The sequence below is a fragment of the Collinsella ihumii genome (assembly GCF_030385545.1).
Classification (GTDB): Bacteria; Actinomycetota; Coriobacteriia; order Coriobacteriales; family Coriobacteriaceae; genus Collinsella; species Collinsella ihumii.
Genome location: NZ_JAUEIQ010000003.1, coordinates 141,211 through 162,218 on the forward strand (window position 1 = coordinate 141,211; position 21,008 = coordinate 162,218).

Annotated in this window: 23 protein-coding genes; 5 read left to right on the top strand and 18 right to left on the bottom strand. The window is 66.3% G+C overall.

What is annotated here, in order from left to right:
- Positions 1-98: 98 nt before the first annotated feature.
- The 17 genes from QVN30_RS04460 to QVN30_RS04540 all read right to left on the bottom strand — a co-directional run bounded on the left by QVN30_RS04460 (position 99) and on the right by QVN30_RS04540 (position 14,393).
- Positions 99-536, bottom strand: coding sequence for a cupin domain-containing protein (locus QVN30_RS04460; protein ID WP_204564786.1), 438 nt, complete (start codon positions 534-536; stop codon positions 99-101).
- 246 nt (positions 537-782) lie between these two features.
- Positions 783-1,892, bottom strand: a complete 1,110-nt coding sequence (locus tag QVN30_RS04465; protein ID WP_289835604.1) for a 1-propanol dehydrogenase PduQ — start codon at positions 1,890-1,892, stop codon at positions 783-785.
- A gap of 3 nt (positions 1,893-1,895) precedes the next feature.
- Positions 1,896-2,336, bottom strand: a complete 441-nt coding sequence (locus QVN30_RS04470; protein ID WP_204564788.1) for a EutP/PduV family microcompartment system protein — start codon at positions 2,334-2,336, stop codon at positions 1,896-1,898.
- A gap of 18 nt (positions 2,337-2,354) precedes the next feature.
- Positions 2,355-2,699 carry a BMC domain-containing protein gene (locus tag QVN30_RS04475; RefSeq protein ID WP_147569489.1) on the bottom strand — a complete coding sequence of 115 codons (345 nt, stop codon included), beginning with the start codon at positions 2,697-2,699 and terminating at the stop codon, positions 2,355-2,357.
- A 47-nt stretch (positions 2,700-2,746) separates the two neighbouring features.
- Complete coding sequence (locus QVN30_RS04480; RefSeq protein WP_289835605.1) at positions 2,747-3,298, bottom strand: BMC domain-containing protein; 552 nt, start codon at positions 3,296-3,298, stop codon at positions 2,747-2,749.
- A gap of 9 nt (positions 3,299-3,307) precedes the next feature.
- Positions 3,308-3,574 (bottom strand): EutN/CcmL family microcompartment protein, encoded by a 267-nt coding sequence (locus QVN30_RS04485; RefSeq protein WP_204564790.1) that lies wholly within the window; start codon positions 3,572-3,574, stop codon positions 3,308-3,310.
- Positions 3,575-3,576: 2 nt separating this feature from the next.
- Positions 3,577-4,497 (bottom strand): phosphate propanoyltransferase, encoded by a 921-nt coding sequence (locus tag QVN30_RS04490; protein WP_204564791.1) that lies wholly within the window; start codon positions 4,495-4,497, stop codon positions 3,577-3,579.
- Positions 4,498-4,500: 3 nt separating this feature from the next.
- The gene (locus QVN30_RS04495) at positions 4,501-5,268 is read right to left on the bottom strand and encodes a hypothetical protein (RefSeq protein ID WP_289835606.1); all 768 of its coding nucleotides are present in this window, start codon (positions 5,266-5,268) and stop codon (positions 4,501-4,503) included.
- Between the two features lie 64 nt (positions 5,269-5,332).
- The gene (locus tag QVN30_RS04500; RefSeq protein ID WP_066829061.1) at positions 5,333-5,614 is read right to left on the bottom strand and encodes a BMC domain-containing protein; all 282 of its coding nucleotides are present in this window, start codon (positions 5,612-5,614) and stop codon (positions 5,333-5,335) included.
- A 115-nt stretch (positions 5,615-5,729) separates the two neighbouring features.
- Positions 5,730-6,026 (bottom strand): BMC domain-containing protein, encoded by a 297-nt coding sequence (locus QVN30_RS04505; RefSeq protein WP_204563225.1) that lies wholly within the window; start codon positions 6,024-6,026, stop codon positions 5,730-5,732.
- Positions 6,027-6,145: 119 nt separating this feature from the next.
- Complete coding sequence (locus tag QVN30_RS04510) at positions 6,146-7,639, bottom strand: acetaldehyde dehydrogenase (acetylating) (RefSeq protein ID WP_066829062.1); 1,494 nt, start codon at positions 7,637-7,639, stop codon at positions 6,146-6,148.
- A gap of 52 nt (positions 7,640-7,691) precedes the next feature.
- A complete protein-coding gene (gene eutL, locus QVN30_RS04515; protein WP_066829064.1) occupies positions 7,692-8,345 on the bottom strand; it encodes an ethanolamine utilization microcompartment protein EutL in 654 nt (217 codons plus the stop codon).
- A gap of 10 nt (positions 8,346-8,355) precedes the next feature.
- The gene (gene eutC / locus QVN30_RS04520) at positions 8,356-9,246 is read right to left on the bottom strand and encodes an ethanolamine ammonia-lyase subunit EutC (RefSeq protein WP_289835607.1); all 891 of its coding nucleotides are present in this window, start codon (positions 9,244-9,246) and stop codon (positions 8,356-8,358) included.
- Positions 9,246-10,622, bottom strand: coding sequence for an ethanolamine ammonia-lyase subunit EutB (locus QVN30_RS04525; RefSeq protein WP_289835608.1), 1,377 nt, complete (start codon positions 10,620-10,622; stop codon positions 9,246-9,248). The genes eutC and QVN30_RS04525 overlap by 1 nt, the downstream gene beginning before the upstream one ends.
- A 15-nt stretch (positions 10,623-10,637) precedes the next feature.
- Positions 10,638-12,068: an ethanolamine ammonia-lyase reactivating factor EutA gene (locus QVN30_RS04530; protein ID WP_289835609.1), complete on the bottom strand. Its 1,431-nt coding sequence runs from the start codon at positions 12,066-12,068 to the stop codon at positions 10,638-10,640.
- A 93-nt stretch (positions 12,069-12,161) separates the two neighbouring features.
- Entirely contained in the window at positions 12,162-13,382 is a 1,221-nt protein-coding gene (locus QVN30_RS04535; RefSeq protein WP_204563230.1) for an ethanolamine utilization protein EutH, read from the bottom strand.
- A gap of 33 nt (positions 13,383-13,415) precedes the next feature.
- On the bottom strand, positions 13,416-14,393 hold the full coding sequence (locus tag QVN30_RS04540) for a phosphotransferase (protein WP_204563231.1): 978 nt from the start codon (positions 14,391-14,393) through the stop codon (positions 13,416-13,418).
- Positions 14,394-14,768: 375 nt separating this feature from the next.
- Here QVN30_RS04540 and QVN30_RS04545 point away from each other — a divergent pair, with 375 nt between their 5' ends.
- Positions 14,769-15,629 carry a MerR family transcriptional regulator gene (locus QVN30_RS04545; protein ID WP_204571603.1) on the top strand — a complete coding sequence of 287 codons (861 nt, stop codon included), beginning with the start codon at positions 14,769-14,771 and terminating at the stop codon, positions 15,627-15,629.
- A gap of 134 nt (positions 15,630-15,763) precedes the next feature.
- Here QVN30_RS04545 and speB read toward each other — a convergent pair whose 3' ends face one another.
- A complete protein-coding gene (gene speB, locus QVN30_RS04550; protein ID WP_289835610.1) occupies positions 15,764-16,732 on the bottom strand; it encodes an agmatinase in 969 nt (322 codons plus the stop codon).
- Positions 16,733-17,173: 441 nt separating this feature from the next.
- On the opposite strand from speB, the gene QVN30_RS04555 reads away from it, so the two are divergent.
- The 4 genes from QVN30_RS04555 to QVN30_RS04570 all read left to right on the top strand — a co-directional run bounded on the left by QVN30_RS04555 (position 17,174) and on the right by QVN30_RS04570 (position 20,931).
- Positions 17,174-18,121 (top strand): PHP domain-containing protein, encoded by a 948-nt coding sequence (locus QVN30_RS04555; protein WP_066829081.1) that lies wholly within the window; start codon positions 17,174-17,176, stop codon positions 18,119-18,121.
- A gap of 397 nt (positions 18,122-18,518) precedes the next feature.
- On the top strand, positions 18,519-19,358 hold the full coding sequence (locus QVN30_RS04560) for an alpha/beta hydrolase (RefSeq protein ID WP_066829083.1): 840 nt from the start codon (positions 18,519-18,521) through the stop codon (positions 19,356-19,358).
- 91 nt (positions 19,359-19,449) lie between these two features.
- A complete protein-coding gene (locus QVN30_RS04565; protein WP_066829085.1) occupies positions 19,450-20,337 on the top strand; it encodes an alpha/beta hydrolase in 888 nt (295 codons plus the stop codon).
- A gap of 15 nt (positions 20,338-20,352) precedes the next feature.
- On the top strand, positions 20,353-20,931 hold the full coding sequence (locus QVN30_RS04570; RefSeq protein WP_289835611.1) for an NAD(P)H-dependent oxidoreductase: 579 nt from the start codon (positions 20,353-20,355) through the stop codon (positions 20,929-20,931).
- Positions 20,932-21,008 lie beyond the last annotated feature (77 nt).

Sequence of the window (21,008 nt, forward strand, 5' to 3'; positions counted from 1 at the left end):
TTGGGCACGCAAGCGACTCGACCCCGGCAGGGGGCCTCGAGCAAAGCCTTTGGACGGCGTCCGCCGCGAGCGCGCAGCATGCCCGCGGCGGCAGCGCCCTACTGCCAGTCGGCAGGGAAGACGGTGTACACGTACTTGGCGTGATCGGGCGTCTGGAAGTGGATGTGGCTGCCCTTGGGGATGTAGATGATCTCGCCGGGGGCGGCGGACACGATGCGGCCGTCGATCTCGATCTCCAGCGTGCCCTCGAGCACGATGTCGTACTCATCGTAGGTAAGCGTCCACTCGAACGAGGCGCCGTCCTTGAGCTCCATGATGCCGCAGCCCATACGGGGCGCCTCTTCCAGCGTGGTCACGTCGGCGAGCAGCACGTCGGAGCGGCCCTCGAACGGCTCGAGAGCGACCTGCGAGGTCTTGATGCCGATGATGCCGCTCGGATCGACGTGCTTGTAGCCCGTATTCGATGCGCACGCCTCGAGCGTCGCGCGGACGACGTTCTCGACGAGCGACTGCAAAACGTCCTGGCTCATGTCCATGGAAATCACCTTTCTATCCTGTTGGCCCGCGCCGCCGCGGGGACTTCGCGCCATGCTGGCGGCATCCGCGAGCCGGCTGATCTAAGGGAGGCCGATCGAGCGCCTTCGTGCCGAATAACGCCGCATCTGCTGTGGGGAACGGGTGCGTTTGGCATGCCAAAGCACGTCGCACAGAGACACCTCATACCGGTGGCACGCCAAGCGTACCCGTCTCCCACAGCAGATGCGGCGCCCGACCGCGACGGGCTAGCAGATGGAGCGGTACAGCTCCGCGATCTGCTCGGGGGTGGCCGTCACCGGGTTGGTGGGCATGCAGCGGTCCTTCTGCGCGTTGGCGACCATGACGTCGATCTTCTCGCGAGCGAGCGCGCGGCGCTCCTCGTCCTCGATGACCGGCGCGACATGCACGGCGCGCATGAGCTGCTCGATCTTGCGAACGAGCCCCTCGACCGCCACGACGTCGGTATGGCAGCAGCATCCCACGCGCGCGGCGACGCGGGCATAGCGGGCGCACACCGCGGGATCCTTCGCGTTGAAGCGGATGATATGCGGCAGCAGCAGCGCGTTGCAGCGGCCGTGCGGCAGGTGGACCTGGGCGCCCAGCGCGTGCGCCATGGCATGGCACAGGCCGAGGCCGGCGTTGTTGAAGGCCACGCCCGCCATGCACGAGGCGTTGTGCATGCGCTCGCGCGCCACGATATCGTCCCCGTGCTCCACGACGTGCTCCAGGCACTCGAACACCACCGCGGCAGCCTTCTCGGCGAGCGCGTCGGACATATCGGTCGCGTCGGTCGCGACGTAGGCCTCGAGCGCATGGGTCAGCACGTCAAGTCCGGTATCCGCCGTCACCACGGGCGGCACGGTGCGCGTGAGCTCGGGATCCAGGATCGCATGGTCGGGAAGCAGCTCGTCGGAGACGATCGGGTACTTGACGCCCGCCTCGGGATCGGAGATGACCGAGAAGCTCGTCACCTCGGAGCCGGTGCCGCTGGTGGTGGGCACGGCCACGAACAGCGGGCGGTCGACCTTCGCCGTGCGCGTGTAGATGTAGCTCGCCGCCTTGGCGGTATCGATGGCCGAACCGCCGCCGAGCGCGACCACGCAGGTAGGGCGCACCTCCATGAACAGCGACACGCAGGCGCTCACCACGTCGACCGTGGGATCGGGCACCACGCGGTCGAACAGCTCCCAGGCACAACCGATCTTATCCAGGCGGTCGGTCACCTGATGCGATGCACCGGACTTGGCCATGAACGGGTCGCACACGACCGCTGCGCGGTCGCACGACAGCTCGAGCAGCTTGTCCAGCGCGCCCGCACCGCTTGCGATCTGCGCCCCCAAAACGAACGTGTCCATCGTCTACTCCTCCGAAAGACCGATATACGCCTTGACGTCGTCGACGCCGCGGCGATCTTTGTTGCTGATATAGAAGATCCGGTCGCATCCGGCCAGCTCGAGCTTCTCGCGCGCCTGCTCGATGGCCTCGTCGTTCTCCGCGATATCGACCTTGCTCACCAGGCCCACGGTCGGCTTGCCGAACATCGTGGCGAAGCCCGGGGCGAACATGCACGTGTCGTCCGTGCAGTCCTGCACGAGCACGATGACCTCGGCGTCGGCGCCGCTCGTGATGAGGGCGCGGTACAAGGCGCGGTTCTCGACGAACTCGCCCGGCGTGTCGATCGCGTTGTTGACGATGTTCACGGCCTGAGTCTTTTTGTAAACGAGATCCTCGCCCTGCATCGCCTGGGTGAAACTCGTCTTGCCTGCGCCGGTCTTGCCGACGAGCATGATGGTCTTCACGATCGACCCTCCCTATCTTTACGAACGCGTGATCGGAGCCGAAGAGAACCGCAGCGTGTCGCACAGCATGTGAATGACGGCCTCGAGCGCCGCCTGTACGCTCTCGACGTCGCCGGTGATGACGACCGAGCCGCTGAAGCGGTCCACGAAGGCAAGCTCGACGCCGGACGCCTTGCTGGCGACGTCGCCGGCGATGATGGCGGCCTCGGACGGGGTGATGGTCAGAATGCCGATGGCGCCCTGGATGCCTCCGACGATGCCGAGCTTCTTGGCGAGGTCGGCCACGGGGTTGGCGATCACGTGCGCAAGCGTGACCTGCTTGCCCGGGACGAACTCTTGAATGATGCGCTGCTTGTCTTCCATGTGCATATCCGATCTATCCTGCTCGCGGGCGCGCCCGCGCATCTTGGTTACAAGCTTTGGAACAGCGCCTCGTCGGGCCGCGGGATCACCACGGCGTCGATAAGGCGCGAGGCGTCTGCGGCGACGGCCGACGCCGCCTCGACGGAGGCGGACACCGCCGCCACGTCGCCGGTGAGCACGAGGTAGCCCTTGCCGCCGATGCCGTCGCCCAGACGCAGGCGAACGAGCTCGACGTCGGCGGCCTTGACCGCCGTGTCCGCAGCGTGCACGCACGTCTCGACGGTGCTGCACTCGACGATGCCCGCCGCGTTGACCTCGGTCGTAAAGCGCGTGCCGCGAATGGCGCGCGCGACGCGCTCGTCAAGGCGCGCGAGCACGCAGGTGCCCGCGCACGCACGGCCGGCGCGATCGGCCCCCGCCTCGACGGAGGCCGTGACGGCCGCGACCTCACCCGACACGATCGTCAGATACTTGCCGGGGCAGATGACCCCGGCGCGAATGAGCTCGACCTCCGCCGCCTTGAGCATGGCGTCGGTCGCCTCGGCTCCACGGGCGATGGAGCGCGTCTCGAGTATGCCGATCGTGACGGATGCGGACACGGTTCCTCCTTACTCCACGTCGAGGCTGTCGACGATGCCGACGATGGTGGCGTCGACCGCCACGTCGTCCCCGCCGAAGGCGCGCCGCGCCGTGGAACCCGAGACGGTCAGGACCGTCTCGCCGATGCCCGCGCCCACGACGTCGGCGGCGACGAAGGTGTTGTTCGTCCCGTTGCCCGCCGCGTCGATCTCGCGGACGATCATGAGCTTGGCACCGGAGAGGGTGCTTTCTTTCTTAGTGGCCCAAACGTTGCCGATCACGTTGCCGATAAGCATGGCTACTCCTTAGCCGCCGAACGAATGGCGATGCGCTTGTCGCGCAGCACGTCGCGGGCGAGAGGGGTCACCACGGCGCCGGGCTCGAGGCTGATCTCGGTCGCCCCGGAGGAGGCGATGGACTGGGCCTCGGCGGCGGTCAGAAGACCCGAAACGGGCACGCAGGCCGTCGCGGGCGCCGGTGCCGCAACCGCGGCCATCAGGCCGGACGGGCGCGGTGCCTGGGGCGCGCTCGCCGGTGCGACGGGAGCGCACGGGGCGCCGGCGCCATGGCGCACGATGGTGCCGAAGCCGCTGCCCGCCAGCTGGCAGGCGTTCGCCTCGTCGAAATCGATGTGCATGGCGAGCGCCGAGGTGTCGGTCGCGCGCACGAGCACGTGGTCGAACGTCAGCGGGCGCTCGGTGTCCATGCGGACCGAGACGACCTCGCCGTCGTGGACGCCCAGGCGCTGCGCGTCAGCGGGCGTCATGTGGATGTGATTCTGGGCGACCATCACCGACTCGTCGGCGCGCACCATGGCGTCGCCGGCCTGGATGAACACGCCCGGACAGCCCGCCAGGTCGCCCGACAGGCGCAGGGGCGCCTTGACGCCGAGCGTGCGGGCGTCGGTCGCGGAGAGCTCAACCTGGGTGCGGGAACGCACCGGGCCCAGTACGGCCACGTTCTTGAACGTGCCCTTGGGGCCGATGACGGTCACGCGCTCTTCGCAGAGGAACTGCCCCGGCTGCGACAGGTCGCGCTTGGGCGTCAGCGTGTAGCCCGGGCCGAACAGGGCCTCGACGTGCTCCTGCGACAGGTGCACGTGCTTGGCCGAGATCTCGACCGGGATGCGGTCGCCGGCCGCGGCCGCAGGCGCGGGCGAGGCGGCAAGCATGCCGTTCACCACGCCGGCGACGATGCGGTAGAGTTCTTGCTCGTTCATGACTCAGCTTTCCTTCGCGGTCCGCTCGGCGATGACGCCGAGCATCATGATGTAGAACGTGCTGCTCAGACGGTTGAGGGCGCGCACGAGGTCCGTGCGCTCCGAAGAACCGTCGGGTCGCTCGAACGCGGCCACGCACGCGAGCTCGACCTCGCGCGTCTCGGTGCGCAGCTTGTTGAGGCCCAGGGCGAGAGCCCCCATGTGCACGTCGGGCATGAGGTGACCGATACCCAAGTACTTCTTGGGGTTGTGCGACACGCGCCGCTGCGCGGCCTCGTCCATGCCCAGAAGCTCCGTGTCCTCGAGCGGCTTTTCGGCCACCTCGGCACCGAGGATCTTCCGGGCGAAGTCCAAGGTCTGCTGCAGGGCGTCCACGAGCTTCCCGTTGCCCTCCTCCAGCGCGCGCAGCTGCAGGTTCAGGATGTCGGCCTCAAGGTCGTCCAACCTGCCGCGAAGCGCGATGCGGGGGTGGGTCTTGGGCACGAGCACGTTGGCGTGAAGATGCGTCATGTGCTCGGGCTTCTCGGAAAGCCTGCGGCCGTCCAGGGTCACGAAGCGACCCTGGGCCATCTCCTTGGCAGGACGGATGGCGTCGTTTTCCGGCAGCGCGCCGCCGGCCGGACGGGTGGTGCCCGTCGATGCCGGCGGAACTCCGTCGACGATGAGGCGGATGCCGTTCTCGCGGATGTAGCTGCGCGCCTGATCGGTCACGTATGCGTCACGGGAGACGTGGATCTCGGTTTCGCCGCGCCTGAGGAACAGTTGGCGCACCGTATCCTCCTGTATGACTTCCCTGACCATTTCCCGCCTCGCTTACCTGATAGCGACCGCTCGCCTAGCCGACGTGCGGAAGGATGCCCTCGACCTCGGTGTGGGGGCGCGGGATGACGTGCACGGAGACGAGCTCGCCGACCTTGGTGGCGGCAGCGGCGCCCGCGTCGGTGGCGGCCTTGACGGCCCCCACGTCGCCGCGGACCATGACGGTCACCAGACCGCCGCCCACGTGCTCCTTGCCGACCAGCGTGACGTTGGCCGCCTTGACCATCGCGTCCGCGGCCTCGATGGAGCCCACGAGGCCCTTCGTCTCGACCATGCCCAGTGCCTGCATGTTAGCCATGATGTTTCCTTTCGGTGTGATCCTCCCTACGGGGAGGCGAAGTGTGCGTTACGGTGACGTCCGGGCGCCCGCGCGCACCCGCGCAGGCGGGCGTCCGGGAAAAGGTGAGCGGTTGCTACTCGGTAGCGGCGCTTTCGACGTGCGGAAGGATGCCCTCGACCTCGGTGTGGGGACGCGGGATGACGTGCACGGAGACGAGCTCGCCGACCTTGGTGGCGGCAGCGGCGCCCGCGTCGGTGGCGGCCTTGACGGCCCCCACGTCGCCGCGGACCATGACGGTCACCAGACCGCCGCCCACGTGCTCCTTGCCGACCAGCGTGACGTTGGCCGCCTTGACCATCGCGTCCGCGGCCTCGATGGAGCCCACGAGGCCCTTCGTCTCGACCATGCCCAGTGCCTGCATGTTAGCCATTGTTCTACCTCCTGTTTCTAACCCGTCGGCCTACCCGGCGGGATGAGAACCGAATGTGCGTGCGCCCCGGTTTCGGGCGCTTGCCCAGGCGCCCGTCAGGCGCCCGGACGCGCGATGCGCTAGTTGGCCTTCAGAACGGCGGCCAGAACCTCGCGGGTGATCCGCTCGACGTCCGCGGTGGACACCGTGGAGCAGGTGGCTGCGCAGGAGGCGCCGGCCGCGGGAGCGCAGGGCTGCCCGACCTCGGCGCGCAGCTGCTCGAGCTCCTTCAAGCCCCAGGCCACGCGGCGGATGTTGTAGAGATTCCTCGGCGAGATGTTGTCGGAGGTGGCAGATCCGCCCACCGCGCCGCAGCCGAGGGTGAGGGCCGGAGCCAGGCCGGTGCTCGCGCCGACGCCGCCCAGCGAACCGGGGGTGTTGACGAGCAGGCGGCTGACCGGCTTCTTGAGCGCGAACTCGCGGATGACGTCCTCGTTCTGGGAGTGGATCGTCATGGTGTGGCCGGCGCCCTCGTTCTGGAGGATCTCGATGCTCTTCTTGCACGCGCCCTCCCAGTCCTTCTCGACGAAGAACGCGAGGATCGGGCAGAGCTTCTCGCGGGAGTACGGATGGGTCTTGCCCACCTCGGTCTGCTCGGAGACGAGCACGCGGGTGCCCTCGGGGATGGTGATGCCCGCCATGCGCGCGATGACCTGGGCGCTCTTGCCCACGATCGCCGGGTTCATGGTGTTGTTGGCGCGCATGATGAACTTCTCGACGCGCTTGGACTGCTCCTCGTCCATGAAGTAGCCGCCCTGGCGCTTCACCTCGGCGCGGACCTTGTCGGCGATGCACTCCTCGGTCACGATGGACTGCTCGGACGCGCAGATCGTGCCGTTATCGAAGGTCTTGGAGTCCATGATGCGCTTGACGGCCAGCGGGATGTCGGCGGAGCGCTCGATGAACGAGGGACCGTTGCCCGGGCCCACGCCCAGCGCGGGGTTGCCCGAGCTGTACGCGGCGTGCACCATGGCCGAGCCGCCGGTGGCCAGGATGATGCCCGTGTCCTTGTTGGACATGAGCTCGTTGGTGGCCTGCATGGTCGTGGTCTCGATGACCCCGATGAGGCCTGCGGGCGCGCCGGCCTTCGCGGCGGCCTCCTGCACGATGCGCACCGCGGCGGTCGTGCACTTCTTGGCGCCCGGATGGGGGCTCACGATGATGGCGTTGCCCGCCTTGAGCGAGATGAGCGACTTGTACATCACCGTGGAGGTGGGGTTCGTCGACGGGATGATCGCGGCGACGATGCCCATGGGAACGGCGATCTCGAGGATCTTGTTCTCGCGGTCCTCGTTGATGACGCCAATCGTCTTCATGTCCTTGATGTACTCGTAGGTGATCTTGGAACCGAGGAGGTTCTTGACCACCTTGTCCTGCCAGATGCCGAAGCCGGTCTCCTCGACGGCCATCTTGGCCAGAGGCTCGGCCGCGTCGACACAGGCGTCGCAGATGACCTTCAGCAGCGCGTCAACACGCTCCTGGCTCCAGGTAGCGAACTCCTCCTGCGCCTTCTTCGCGGCGCGGATCAGGTCGCGGACCTCCTGGATGGACTGCAGATCGCGATCGAGTGCCATGTCGTGTGTCAGCTCCTTTCAACAAATGGGTGGGTGCCCGTGCGCGGTGCTCTTACGCCTCGCGCGGGTTGTCGGCGATACGGCAGACCGCATCGGCGAAGGCGTCGCAGGCGGCCTTGCATGCCGCCTGGTCGCCCGCGAGCAGGCCGCCGGCGAAATTGGTCTCGGTCGGGGGCCCGTAGAAGCTCTTGAGGGTCACGTCGGCGGCCTTGAGCGCGTCGTCGAGGGCGCGCACGCCCTCGCACGGCGGGGCGATCAGGTAGGCCAGCGCCGTGCCCTGGTCGACGGTCGCCTGCTTGGCCAGGTAACTGCCCACAGACGAGATGGTCTGGGCGAAGTAGACGATGGAGTCGTCGTCGTTGGCGCTGTTGAACGCCACGCCGTCCTCGATGTAGGCGATGGCCGCCTCCATGCCCGAACGGACCTCCTCGGGGTTGACGCCCGCCAGGATGCCGATGAACTCGCCCGCCAGCTTGGTGGACGCGTTGCCGGCGCCGGCGTACATGCTGCGGGCGTACGCCACGCGCACGTCGGCCTTCTTGGTGGCCTCGTCAAGCGCGCAGTAGGACACGTCGTCGCAGTCGGTCGTGATGATGCCCAGACTCGAGTAGGCGCGGGCGACGCGCAGCTTCTTGAGCAGGGCCGGGTCGGCGTTGGGGATGTACTGAACGCTCAGGATGGAAACGGGAATCTTGTCTCCGCGCATGATGCCTCCCCTACCGCTGCAGATCGACGCCGCTCGTGCGGGCCTCGAGAATGGTCTTGATGAGCTGGGCCACGTGGGCGCCGGCCTCGGGAGCCGGGATGCCGCCGGAGTGGATGTTGGACACCACGGTGCGACGGCCCTCGGGCATGCCCACCTTGGCGCGGTAGGCGATGTAGGCGCTCATGGAGTTGGCCGTGACCAGGCCGGGGCGCTCGCCCACGAGCACCATGGTGACCTCGGCGTCGAGCGTCTCGGACACCACGTCCATAGCCGGCACGCGACCGTAGCGCATGAAGAACGGGGTTCCGGTCTGGATGCCCAGATCCTGCAGGCCGTCCATGAGGGCGGGCAGAAAGTCCTCGATGTTGGCGTCGATGGCCTGGCTGGACAGGCCGTCGGCCACGTACACCTGGACCTGCGGGGACATCTGGCACTTGGAGCGCAGCTCGCGCTTGGTCTCCTCGGACAGCTGACGGCCCAGGTCGGGACGGGTCAGGTGTTCGTTGCGGTCGGAGCACAGCGTCTGGACCGTGAACAGGCCCATGCGGGCGAGCAGGTCCTCGTCGACGTCGCGGAAGACCGCGTCACGGGCGCCGGCATGATCGGCGCGCAGCGTGAGGTAGGTGCGGGTGCGCAGGCGCGGGCCGGCGCTGCCCACGCCGATGCGGGCGGGCGTCGTCTTGCGCATCTGCTCGACCATGTCCATGTTCTGGGCGTGCTCGAGCGTGATGGCGGTCTTGTTCTCCTGCGTGCGCAGGTCGATGAGCTCGCCGTTCTGCACGAGCGAGCCGGCGTCGCCGCGGTGAGCGACCGGGGCGCAGCAGGCGCCCGTGACGCCGGCGGAGCCGATCTGCTCCAGGACGGCGCGCGTAATCGAGGCGACCAGCTTCTCGTCCACCATTACAGACCACTCCTCTCCGTGAAGATCGACGGGTCGCCGGCGCGGTCGGTCAGGCGGCCGTTCTCCATGATCCCGACCCGCTCGCACCAGCGCTCGAACTCGGCGATGGGATGCAGGCCGAGCACCTCGCGGACCGCGGCGGCGTCGTGGTAGGCGTTGGACTGGTAGTTGAGCATGACGTCGTCGGTCGCGGGAACGCCGATGACGTAGTTGCAGCCGGCGGCGGCCAGCGACAGGGTCAGCGTCTCGAGGTCGTTCTGGTCGGCCATCATGTGGTTGGTGTAGCAGCAGTCGCAGCCCATGGGGATGCCGGACAGCTTGGCCATGAAGTGGTCCTCCAGGCCCGCGCGCATGACCTGCTTGGAGTCGTAGAGGTACTCCGGTCCGATGAAGCCGACGACGGTGTTGACCATGAACGGCTGGAACTGCTTGGCGTAGGCGTAGCAGCGGGCCTCCATGGTCACCTGGTCGGCGCCAAAGTGGGAGTCCGACGAGAGCTCGGAGCCCTGGCCGGTCTCGAAGTACATCACGTTCGGGCCCTTGGCCGTGCCCTTCTCGCGCAGCAGCGCCTGGGCCTCGCGGATGGTCTCGGTGGTGAAGCCGAAGGACTCGTTGCCCTTCTGGGAGCCGGCGATGGACTGGAAGATGAGGTCGGTCGGCGCACCCTGGCGCACGGCCTCCATCTGGGCGGTGATGTGGGCGAGCACGCAGATCTGCGTCGGGATCTGCCAGCGGCGCTTGACGTCATCGAAGCGCTCGAGGATCGCCTTGCAGGAGGCGGAGGTGTCGTTGACCGGGTTCAGGCCGATCAGCATGTCGCCGCAGCCGTAGGACAGGCCCTCGTACAGCGAGGCCGTGATGCCCTCCACGTCGTCGGTGGGGTGGTTGGGCTGCAGACGGGTCGAGAACGTGCCGCGACGGCCGGCGACCGTGTTGCACTCGCTCTCGACGTGGATCTTGTGGGCGGCGTACACCAGATCGAGGTTGCTCATGATCTTGGCGACGCCGGCCACCATCTCGGCGGTCATGCCACGCGTGGCGCCCTTGATGTCCGCCTCGGTGGTGTCGTAGCTGAGCAGCCACTCGCGGAACTCGCCCACCGTCATGTTCTTGATGCGATTGTACTGGGCGGTGTCCACACCGTCCTGATCCATGCGCGTCACGTCGTCGATGTCGTAGTCGACGGCGGGGTGCTCGCGCAGATCGCTCATGAGCATGTTGGCGAGCACTTCTTTGGCCGCGATGCGCTCGGAGTCGGTCTCGGCCGCCAAGCCGGCAAGCACGTCGCCGCTCTTCTGCTCGTTTGCCTTGGCCATGACGTCCTTCACGTCCTTGAACGCGTAGGTGCGCCCCGCCAGGGTAGTCTTGAGGATCACTGACTTTCTCCTTCCTTATCCGAAAATCAACGTCTTGACGACGACCGGGATCGCCAGGCCGCCCATAAGCGGGCGCCCCAGGTCCAGATAGTCGCCGGGAATCGCCTGGATGCTGTCGATGCAGATCAGGCGGCGGTCCGGCAGGCGCCTGCGGAGCGCCTGTCCGAGCACCTTGGCGAAGTCGTCCTCCACGAGCACGAGCAGCGGCTCGCCCTCGGGGATCGCGGAGCTTGCGCGCACGAGGGCGTCGGCCAGGCGGCAGACAGTCGCGTATCCGGGACGCTTCACGCGGTTGATGCAGAACACGAGGTTGCTCGCCGCGGACTCGCCGAGATACCAGGCCGCCTGGCGCGCGAGCTTATCGCCATCCCCCTCGAGCGCGGCGCGCTCGGCATCCTCCGTGGCGAAAAACGCCGGGAGATTCTTCATGGGGAACAGGCCCTCGTCGGTGAACTCGATGGTCGAGCCGCTCACCGTCGTGGTGTAGGAGCCGGCGCCCACCACGGTCGCGCGGATCGTCTCGCGCGGCTCGATGAGCTTCGCCGCGCGCGGAATCAGCCCCTCGCGCAGGCTCGCCGCCAGGATGGGACCGATGTCGCCGTAGCGGAACCAGTCCGTGTGCGGCCGGTAGATCGCCTCGGACACGCCGCCGGAAAACGACACGCAGTCGATGGGCTCGCCCGCGGCGAGGTCGCTTCCCTCGGGCGTGCGGATCTCGTCGCACAGGGGCGTGCGCGGGCCGAGGCCGAGCGCTTCGGCCAGCAGGCCGGCCATGCGGTCGGTCACGCGGCGGATGGTGCCCGCGTCGGCGCGCTCGCCGACGACGAGCTCGATGCCCAGGCTCCGCGCGACCGCGGCGATGCGCGGGCTCACGTAGGTCATGCGACCGTCGGCGTCCACGCGCACCAGGCGCCCGCCGATGTCCCAGCACGCCTTGGAGACCAGGTCTCCGCAGTGGAACACCGCGATGTTGGAGGTGCCGCCCCCCACATCGACGTTGGCGACGGTGCAGGCGAACTCACGCGAGTAGTCCTGGGCGCCGGCGCCCTTGGCGGCGATGATGGACTCCAGGTCGGGACCGGCGGAGGCCACCACGAACTCGCCGGCGAGCTCGGACATGCTCTCGGTCACGAGCTCGGCGTTCTCCTTGCGGGAGGACTCGCCCGTGATGATGACCGCACCGGTCTGCACGTCGGCCGGCGTGATGCCGGCGCGCTCGTATTCCCGCTCGATCAGCGAGGCGACGGCCGCCACGTCGATCCGGTTGCCCGACGCCTGCGGCGTGGGGTAGATCTCGGAGCGGTAGACGATCTCGGCGCCCGTGATGGCGACGTGCGGAGCCGTGAAGCCCGACGCCGTGTTGGCCACGGCGAGACGGCTCACGACCATGCTCGTGGTGGACGTACCGATGTCGATGCCCACGCTCGTGATCGTGCTCGCGTCCATGGCAGCCTCCTTCCTCTTATCGATTCCGGTAACAGATGGGTGATGCGGGAAGGGCGGCCGGCGCGGCGCCTGTCGCCCATTTCCGCAGATGGTTTAGGCCTCGGCGACCGCAGGCTCGTCGAGCTCGCCGCGCTCGCGCATGCGCTTGACCTCGGGGACCGCGAGCAGCCGGGCGAAGATGATGCCGATGATGCCGCCGCAGACCTGTCCAACCAAGATCGGGATCAGCAGGTTGGGCTGGAAGTTCACGTTGAAGGCCAAAAAGTCGCCCAGGCAGTAGCCGGCGCAGGCGAGGAACGCGAACACCACGACCTTGTCCTCATCGCGCATCTTGGCGATGAAGGGGAACAGGGCGAGGCCGTTGGGCAGGCAGGCCACGAGGCCCACAGAGCCGTTGGCGTCCAGACCGGCCAGACGGCCGAGCTTGGCGAGCGGCTTGCCCAGGTACTTCTGGATGAGGGTGACCATGGGCAGGGCGCCGGTGAGCATCATCGCGATGGTGCCCAGAATCTCGACGGCGCGGCTCGTGTTCTCCTCGTCGGCGAGGATCGGGTCGAAGCCCCAGCCGATGGTGCTCGAGAAGATGCCGGTGTAGTGCTCCACGATCACGCAGACCACCACGGCGGTCAGGGCGCCGGTGAGTACCTTGCCGAAGATGGCGAAGCCCTTCATCATGCCCTCGGGGGCGAGCTTCAGGCCGATGGCCATGAGCACGCAGATGATGACCAGCGGGATCATGTTCACGGCGATCATGCCGAGCGTGAGGTTGACCACGTAGTCCGTCGCGGCGCCGGAGGCGAACACCGTGGCGATGGACGGATGCGTGAAGCACACGATCAGGCAGGAGATCAGGATGCCGAACGGAACGGACAGGAAGCCAGACAGGGTGCCGAGCGCGAGGAACTTGTGATCGCGCTTCTCAAGGGACTGCAGGCCAATGGGGATGTTGAACGCCACGGTGGAGGCGCACATGAAGCCGGTGGCGATGACCAGCGGATACAGATCCGGAGTCTGGCCGATCTCCGTCGCGAGGGCGAAGGAGCCGCAGTCAGGCGGGAACACGAAGGCGGAGGCCACGACCGGGTCGGCGCCGATGAGGCCGAACACGGGCCCGATCACGTTCAAGACGAACTGAGAGACGAAGGGCACCGCCGCCATGAGGCCGCAGATAGGGATGAACATGCTGGCCATGATGTTGAGACCGCCGAGGAAGGCCTGGCCGAGCTCGGACTGGTCGTCGATGGCGTAGGAGATGCCGCCGATCACGCAGCAGATCATCATGATCCACGTGACGATGGTTCCGATGATTTCCATGCGAGGTAACCTCTTTCTCTTCCCTGCGAGCGGTTACTCGGAGATGAGCTTGAGGTAGTCCTCGAACTTGGGGTCGTCGAGGAAGCTGCAGGCCTGGACGGCGCGGACGCGACCGTACTCCCAGTAGAAGTCGGCGTCCTTGCCGTAGCAGATCTGGACGAGCGACCAGGTGGACCAGTGGGTGGTGACCAGGAACTTGTTGATCAGCAGACGGGCCTTCTGCTCCTCGGTGGGCTCGCCGCCGCAGTAGGCGCCGAAGTAGATCTTCTCGCACTCCTCGTTCAGCGGGTTCTCGACGCAGACGCAGGCGCAGTCATAGTAGGGGTCGGTCATGCCGGAGTACTCCCAGTCGATGACGCGCATGGTGCCGTCCTCCTGGAGCATGAAGTTCTCGGCGAGGGTGTCGCAGTGGCAGGGAGCCTGCGGCGCGGGATGCTTGGCGTAGGCCTCGCCGATGCGGCGCAGGGCGTCGGACATGCGGTCCCAGCCCTCATAGCGCTTGTCGTAGTTGTGCTCCTCGAGGATGGAGACGTACTCCTTGACCTTGGCGATCGGGTCGAAGGTGGAGGCGAAGGTGGAACCGGAGTTGTGATAGCGGTTCATGACGCGGCCGGCCTTCTCCATGACCTCGGTGCGGGTCTGGAAGTCGGCGGGGTGCATGGTGGGAGCATCGATGTACTCGACGATCTGGGAGCCGGTCTTCTCGTCATAGTAGAAGATCTCGGGAGCGATGCCCTGGAAGGCCATCTGGCCGGCGTTCTGCTTCTCGCCCGGGCGGTTGATGTAGTTGGCGGTACCCTTGCCGGCGAGACGGATGGCGATCTGGGTACCGTCCTCGAGCACGGCGCGGAAATTCTTGTTGGTCAGGCCGCCGGGCATGATCTCGAGCACGGCCAGCCCCTGCTTGAAGATGTCGCGGGTGATGTTCACAAGACGCAGGAAGTCGTTGATTTCGTCGTTGGCGATGACGTCGCCGAACACGGACTTGTTGCGAGCGGTGATTTCGGACATCAGGTCCCCCTCTTGGAATGGCGGCGCAGGCCCGTGATCGGCCAGGCCCGCGCCATGTTGACACGGTGGTTTCAAAGGACCCGGCGTTTTCCGCGTCGCCGGATCTCATACCTGTTCAAGAGGGGCCTTGAACACGTAAAGACGAGTGAATCGCCTGCACCGGACCGCTAAGGCCCGTGTGCGTGACCTTATTCTGTCCCTTTGTGCTGCACCAAGGTCAACGACATTTGTCAACTTTTTTTGCTCGTTTTTGGGTATACTGAGGACCATTTCAGAGCCGCAGGCACGGACGGCACCTGGCGCCACGCCTTCGGGCGCGGTTCATTCCTCGTGTCGCGTAAGCGACGCACCCTGCTGCCGCGAAAGAGGTCACCCATGAAAAACGACCTGCTCTCCATCACCGAGCTCGCCCGCCTGCGCAAAGTGACGAGCGAGACGCTGCGCCACTACGACCGCGTCGGCCTGATCAAACCCGATTACGTCGACCCGCAGACCCGCTACCGCTACTACTCCATCCGCCAGTACGAGCGCCTGGGCACCATCAAGGAGCTCCGCTCCCTGGGCCTTTCCGTCGACGAGATCAAGGAGTACTTCGACGGCCGCAACCTCGAGAAATCGCTGCGCATCCTCAAGGAGCGCCAGCGCCTGCTCATCCGCGAGATCGAGGAGAAGATGCTGCTGTCGCAGGTGCTCGCGCGCAAGCTGCACTTCCTCGACGACGTGCGCCACCTGCCGGCCATCGGGGTGCCCTTCAAGTGCCACATCCCCAAGCGCTACCTCATCACGTTCGGCGAGCCCGCGGGCGGCCCGCGCGAGCACGCCTTCGCCTTCACCAAGCTCGAGCAGTACCTCACCGACGTCGCACCCGTGCTGGCGAGCGACTGCATCGGCGTGTACTGCGACCAGCGCATCCTGTATCCCAGCGAAAGCTACATCCCCTGCGTGCCCATGCTGTTCGTGCAGCCCGACAGCATCGAGAAAGACCACATGGTCACGGTGCCCGCCAACGAGTACCTGTGCATGTTCTACCGCGGGACCGGGCTGGAGGAGTACAACGAGTCGTTTGAGCTGCTCAAGCGCTACCTCGACCTGTACAACCTCGACATCGCAGGCAACATCTTCCAGATCTACAAGATCGACAAGACCGTGACCGACGATCCGGAGGAGACCCTGCTGGAGATCCAGGTGCCCATCAAGCTCGCCAAGAAGCCCGACGAAGACGCATCTTCCTCGTAGATGCACCCGCCCCCGGCGGCAAGCGCGAGCGACCCCCTGTATATATAAGAAAAGAACCTCCCGGTTGCGCTGGGAGGTTCTCTTTAGAAAGGAGAGGGCAGATTGGATACGAGGGATCGTATGCTGCTCGTGATTTAGGCGCGGGCCTTCTTCTTGCGGTAGGCGATGTGGGAGAGGAACTCCTGCATGATGCCGGCCGCGGCGATGGAAGTGATGCCGGAGGGATCGAACATCGGGGCGACCTCGACGATGTCGTAGCCGATGATGTTCAGGTCCTTGAGGCCACGGATGATCTCGAGGGCGTCCGCGGTGGTGAAGCCGCCGGGGACCGGGGTGCCGGTGCCGGGGGCGCAAGCGGGATCGAGGTAGTCGATGTCGAAGGTCAGGAAGGCCTTGGCGTCGCCCACGCGCTCGATGATGCGCTCGATGACGGCCTCGTTACCGATCTTGTGGTGCTCGTCGGCCTTGATGGCGGCATAGCCCAGATCGGAGGAACGGGTGAGGTCCTCGGGGCCGTACAGGCCCTCGCGGATGCCGACCTGGATGGACTTGGAGGTGTCGACCAGGCCCTCCTTGGCGGCGTGATAGAACGGGGTGCCGTGGGTGTAGTCCTTGCCGAAGTACTTGTCGATGGTGTCATAGTGAGCATCGAAGTGGATGAGGGCGACAGGGCCGTTGACCTCAGCGCAAGCGCGCAGCTCGGGCAGGGTCACGGAGTGGTCGCCACCCATGGCGACGGGGATGACGCCCTTCTGGAAGATGGGCAGCATGCCCTTCTTGATGACGTCGAAGGAGTCCTCGACGTAACCGGGGACGGAGCCCAGATCGCCGTAATCGACACCGGAGCACTCCTCGAAGATGTCGACGCCCAGCGGGCCGCTGTACGGCTTGGCGGCAAGAGCGGACATCTCACGGATGGAAGCCGGTCCCTGGCGGCAGCCGACGCGGAAGGTCGCGCAGGTGTCGAAGGGGATACCGAGGACGGCGAAGTCGACATCGTCGAGCACGGACTCGTCCTCGACGAGCTCCATGCGCATGAAGGTCTTGACGCCGGAGAAGCGCGGAGACATGAGAGAGTTCTTAGGCTTGTAATGCTTGGACACGACAATCACTCTTTTCAGTACTCGTGAGCGCGTGTGCGCTCGTCGGTCTCGATCCGCTGCGTGCACCGGTGTCGCGGGGCGCGGACCCCGAGACGCCGCTGTGTCTGCGCGCGGCCGATCGCTTCTGCAGCGCGGAGCCCCTTCCGCGCTAACCAAAGCTTCGATGCTTGTGCAGCACAAAGGTCAAATCCACCCTCCGCGAACGGACGAAAATCGCCCGTAAACGGAAAACCAGCAGGTCACAGGCGTGCACTGTTGACGAACAGAGCGATGTGGCATAGGGTACGGGCACATCGCCCACGGGTTGTAAGAAATCTGTCAGGTTTCGGTTACCCGTCTGTGACTAGAGCCCCACGCCCCCATCGAAAGCCATACAATGCGGATGCTGCCCGCCCCCTGTCCGTCCGGGCGCGTCCGCTGCGGAAAGGAGCCGAAGGCGCCATGTCGCGTATCCCGATCGTCGATTGCCACACGCACACCCACTTCTCCGACGGGGAGTCGACGTTCACGGAGGTGATGACCGCCGCCGCGGCGAACGACTGCCGCGTGCTCGCCTTCACCGACCACCTCACCCTTCCCGCATCCATGGACCCGGAGGGCGACGCCATGGTGAGCGAGGCCGACCTGCCCGCACGCCGCCGCGCCTTTGAGGAGACGCGCGAGCTCGCCGCGCAGATCGCCCCGAACATGGAGCTGGTCTACGGCTTCGAATGCGATTGGTACCGCGGCTGTGAGGACAACGTGCGGCGCTGGAGCGAAGGGGCGGTGATCCGCCTGGGCAGCGTGCACTGGATCGGAGACCCCGGCGACATCGGCGCGGGATCGACCGGCATGGTGCCCGAGGGCAGCGTCGAGCCGGCGGGAACCCCCGGCACCGGCTGCGGCTGGATCGACAACAAAGACGATCTCCACCTGTGGGATGAGCTCGGACCCGACGAGGTGTGGCGCCGCTACGTGGACGACTGGTGCCACGCGTGCGAAAGCCCGCTCGAGTTCGACGTCATGGCCCATCCCGACCTTGCCATGCGCTTTGCCAACGAGGGCTACGCGCCCACGATGGACCTGACCCCGCTGTGGGACCGCATGGTCGAGTGCGCCCACGACACCGGCCGGCGCATCGAGGTCTCCACAGGCGGTAAGCGCAAGCGCGTGCTCGACTACTACCCCACCCGCCGGCTGCTCGAGAAGTTCTGCCGCGCCGAGGTGCCCATCACCTTCGGATCCGATGCGCACCGCCAGAGCCATGTGTGCTGGGGCATACTCGAGGCCCAGGCGTTTGCGCACGAGTGCGGCTACCGCACGTTCGACGTCCCGCGCGCCGACGGCAGCTGGCACAAGGTCCCGCTGGGACAGAACTGGCAGCTGGCATCCCCGGTCTCCGCGCGCTGAAATCGACAGGACGGGAGCAACGTGCATATTCCCGTGCCGATACTGCATAAAAATCCGTTTCGGGCAAAACCCACAGAGACGGTAGGCTGAGTTTGGTGCGATTTTTGAGGCCCAATTCCCCACCATCGCTACACCCCTCAGCATTTTCGCAGGAAACAACTGGGCAAATGCCGAGGGGTGTAGCGCATGTGGGCAGAGGGCACCGAAAAATCGCACCAAACTCGATATACACGTTTTTTGAGCGCTCGGGGATGGGTTGATTGGGGACGGGTTCATTACAACCCATCAGCGCCCGTGCCGAGGGGCCGCTCGCCACGGGCGACCGGCGCGTTGGCGTATACTTCGCAGAGGTATCATGCAATCTCCGTCGGCCCGCCCGACGCGCAAAGGAGGCCCCATGGCGAGCATCAGTGTCGATTACTATTCCTCTTCGCTCATGCGCACGACCACGCTGAACGTGATCTTGCCGTTTGATAACCCAAACGACGCGTGGGCGGTCGACGCCAGCCTGCGCCGCGACCCGCACAACTGGGACGCCGCTCCCTACCCGCCGCACAAGGCGCCGTTCCGCACGCTCATCCTGCTGCACGGCATCAATGGAAACCATACCGACATCATCTCGGAGACCCGTATCACCAAGTGGGCGGCCGACCACCAGCTCGCCGTCGTCATGCCCTCGGGCTACAACGCGTTCTACGTCGACAACCCCGAGACGCACAACTACTTCGGGCGCTTCGTGGGCCTCGAGCTGCCGCACGTCGTCCGCCGCATGTTCCCGCTATCCGAGCGCCGCGAGGACATGTTCATCGGCGGCATCTCCATGGGCGCGTACGGCGCGCTGCGCAACGGCTTCAAGTACGCCGAGAACTTCGGCGCCATCATCGCCCTGTCCAGCGCCATGATCATCGACAACTTCGACGCGCTCATCCGCGACGAGCCGTTCTTCCTGTCCCGCCCCTTCCTCGAGTCGACGTTCGGCGACCTCAACCGCGTCATCGACTCCGACAAGGATCCCGCGCGCCTCGCCGCCGACGTGGTCTACTGCGATCGCCCGCGCCCGCGCGTCTTCATGGCCTGGGGATCCTCCGATCCGCTCGCGCAGCCCAACCGCGTGCTGGCGGCCCGCCTGCGCGGCACGGGCATCGAGGTCGAGCAGCGCGAGTTCGCCGGCGGCCACGACTGGGACTTCTGGAACCAGGCACTTCCCCAGGCGCTCGATTGGCTGCCGAGGGACTAGTTTTACCGAATCGACGCGCCCTGCAAAAGGCGCGTCGGGTATAACAGAATAAGTTCGGCTCCACGAGCTGCACGTGAAGGAGAGATCTGCAATGGCATTGCTCAAAGTCGATTTTTATTCCAACTACCTTCAGCGCAACGTCATCCTGACCGCCGTCATACCCGTCGACAAGATGGACGGCCCCAAGCTCGCCAAACGCCGCCAGGGCCCGTACCGCACGGTCTATCTGCTGCACGGCCTGTTCGGTCGCGATTACGACTGGATCGACAAGACGCATGTCGTCGAGACCGCCGAGGCCCGCGACGTAGTCGTCATCATGCCGTCGGGCGAAGACGGCCTGTACCTGAACAAACCCGAGATCAACGAATGGCACGGCAAGTTCATCAGCGAGGAGCTCGTCGATGTGACCCGCCGCCTGTTCCCGCTGTCGCGCAAACGCGAGGACACCGCGCTCGCTGGCATCTCCATCGGTGCCTACACCGCCCTGATCAACGGCCTGCAGCGACCCGATCGCTTCGGCAGCATCATCGCACTGTCCGGCGCCTTCATGCGCGACCGCATCATCGAGGCGGTCGAATCCCACTCGCCGCGCAAGCGCAGGTACTACGAGCGCTGGTTCGGCGACCTCGACACGGTCATCGGCAGCGAGAAGGACTACGTCGCCATGATCGACCGCTTCAAGAACGACCCCGACCTGCCCAAGCCCAAGTTCTACGGCGCATGCGGCGAGCACGACAACCTGTGCGAGAACAACCGCGAGGTCGTGGAGCTTCTGCAGGACGCCGACTTCGACGTCACGTACTGGGAGCCCGAGATCGGCAGCCACGAGTGGCCGTTTTGGAACGCATGGATCGACTGCGCGCTCGACTGGTTCGCCCCCGGCGAGATGAAGCCGTCGTCGGCCAACGTCGACTACTCCGGCATCACCAACCTGCGCCCGCCCGATGAGGGCAAGTTCGTGCTCAAGGACAACGACTAGCCCGAAGGAGCCGCCATGGCCGCACCCATACTCGTCATCGTCGCGCACCCCGATCTCGCGGGGGCAAGCCGCGTGCACAAGCGCTGGGTCGAAGAGCTCGCACGGCACGCGGACGAATTCGAGGTGCGCGACCTGTACGCGCTCTACCCGGGCGGCACCCTGGACGAGGTTGCCGTCGCCACCGAGCGGGCCGCCCTGGAGGAACATGGCACCGTCGTGTTCCAGTTCCCCGTGTACTGGTACAGCGCGCCGGCCCTTCTGCGCACCTGGACCGATGAGGTCTACGGCTTCGGCTGGGCATATGGCGGCGAGACCGCGGCACCGGGCGAGCCGGGACGCGCCTTGGCCGGCAAGCATTTCGCCGTCGCCATGTCCGCAGGCGACATCGAGGCCAACTACTGCGCCGAGGGCACCGTCGGCTTCACGCCCTCAGAGGTCATCGTCCCCTTCCGCGCCACCGCGAACTATGTGGGCGCCACGTGCGAGCCCGAGCCGTTCACCCTGTTCGGCACCGAGAACGGCCTGACCGACGAGGAGCTTGAGAGGAGTGCCGCGGCCTACGTGTCGTGGCTGCGCGGGCTCCCGCGCGGGTAGGCAGGCCCGCGCCCCCACATGATCCCATCCAAAAAGAGCACCACCCAAAAGGGTGGTGCTCTTTTGCTTCGGTTCTT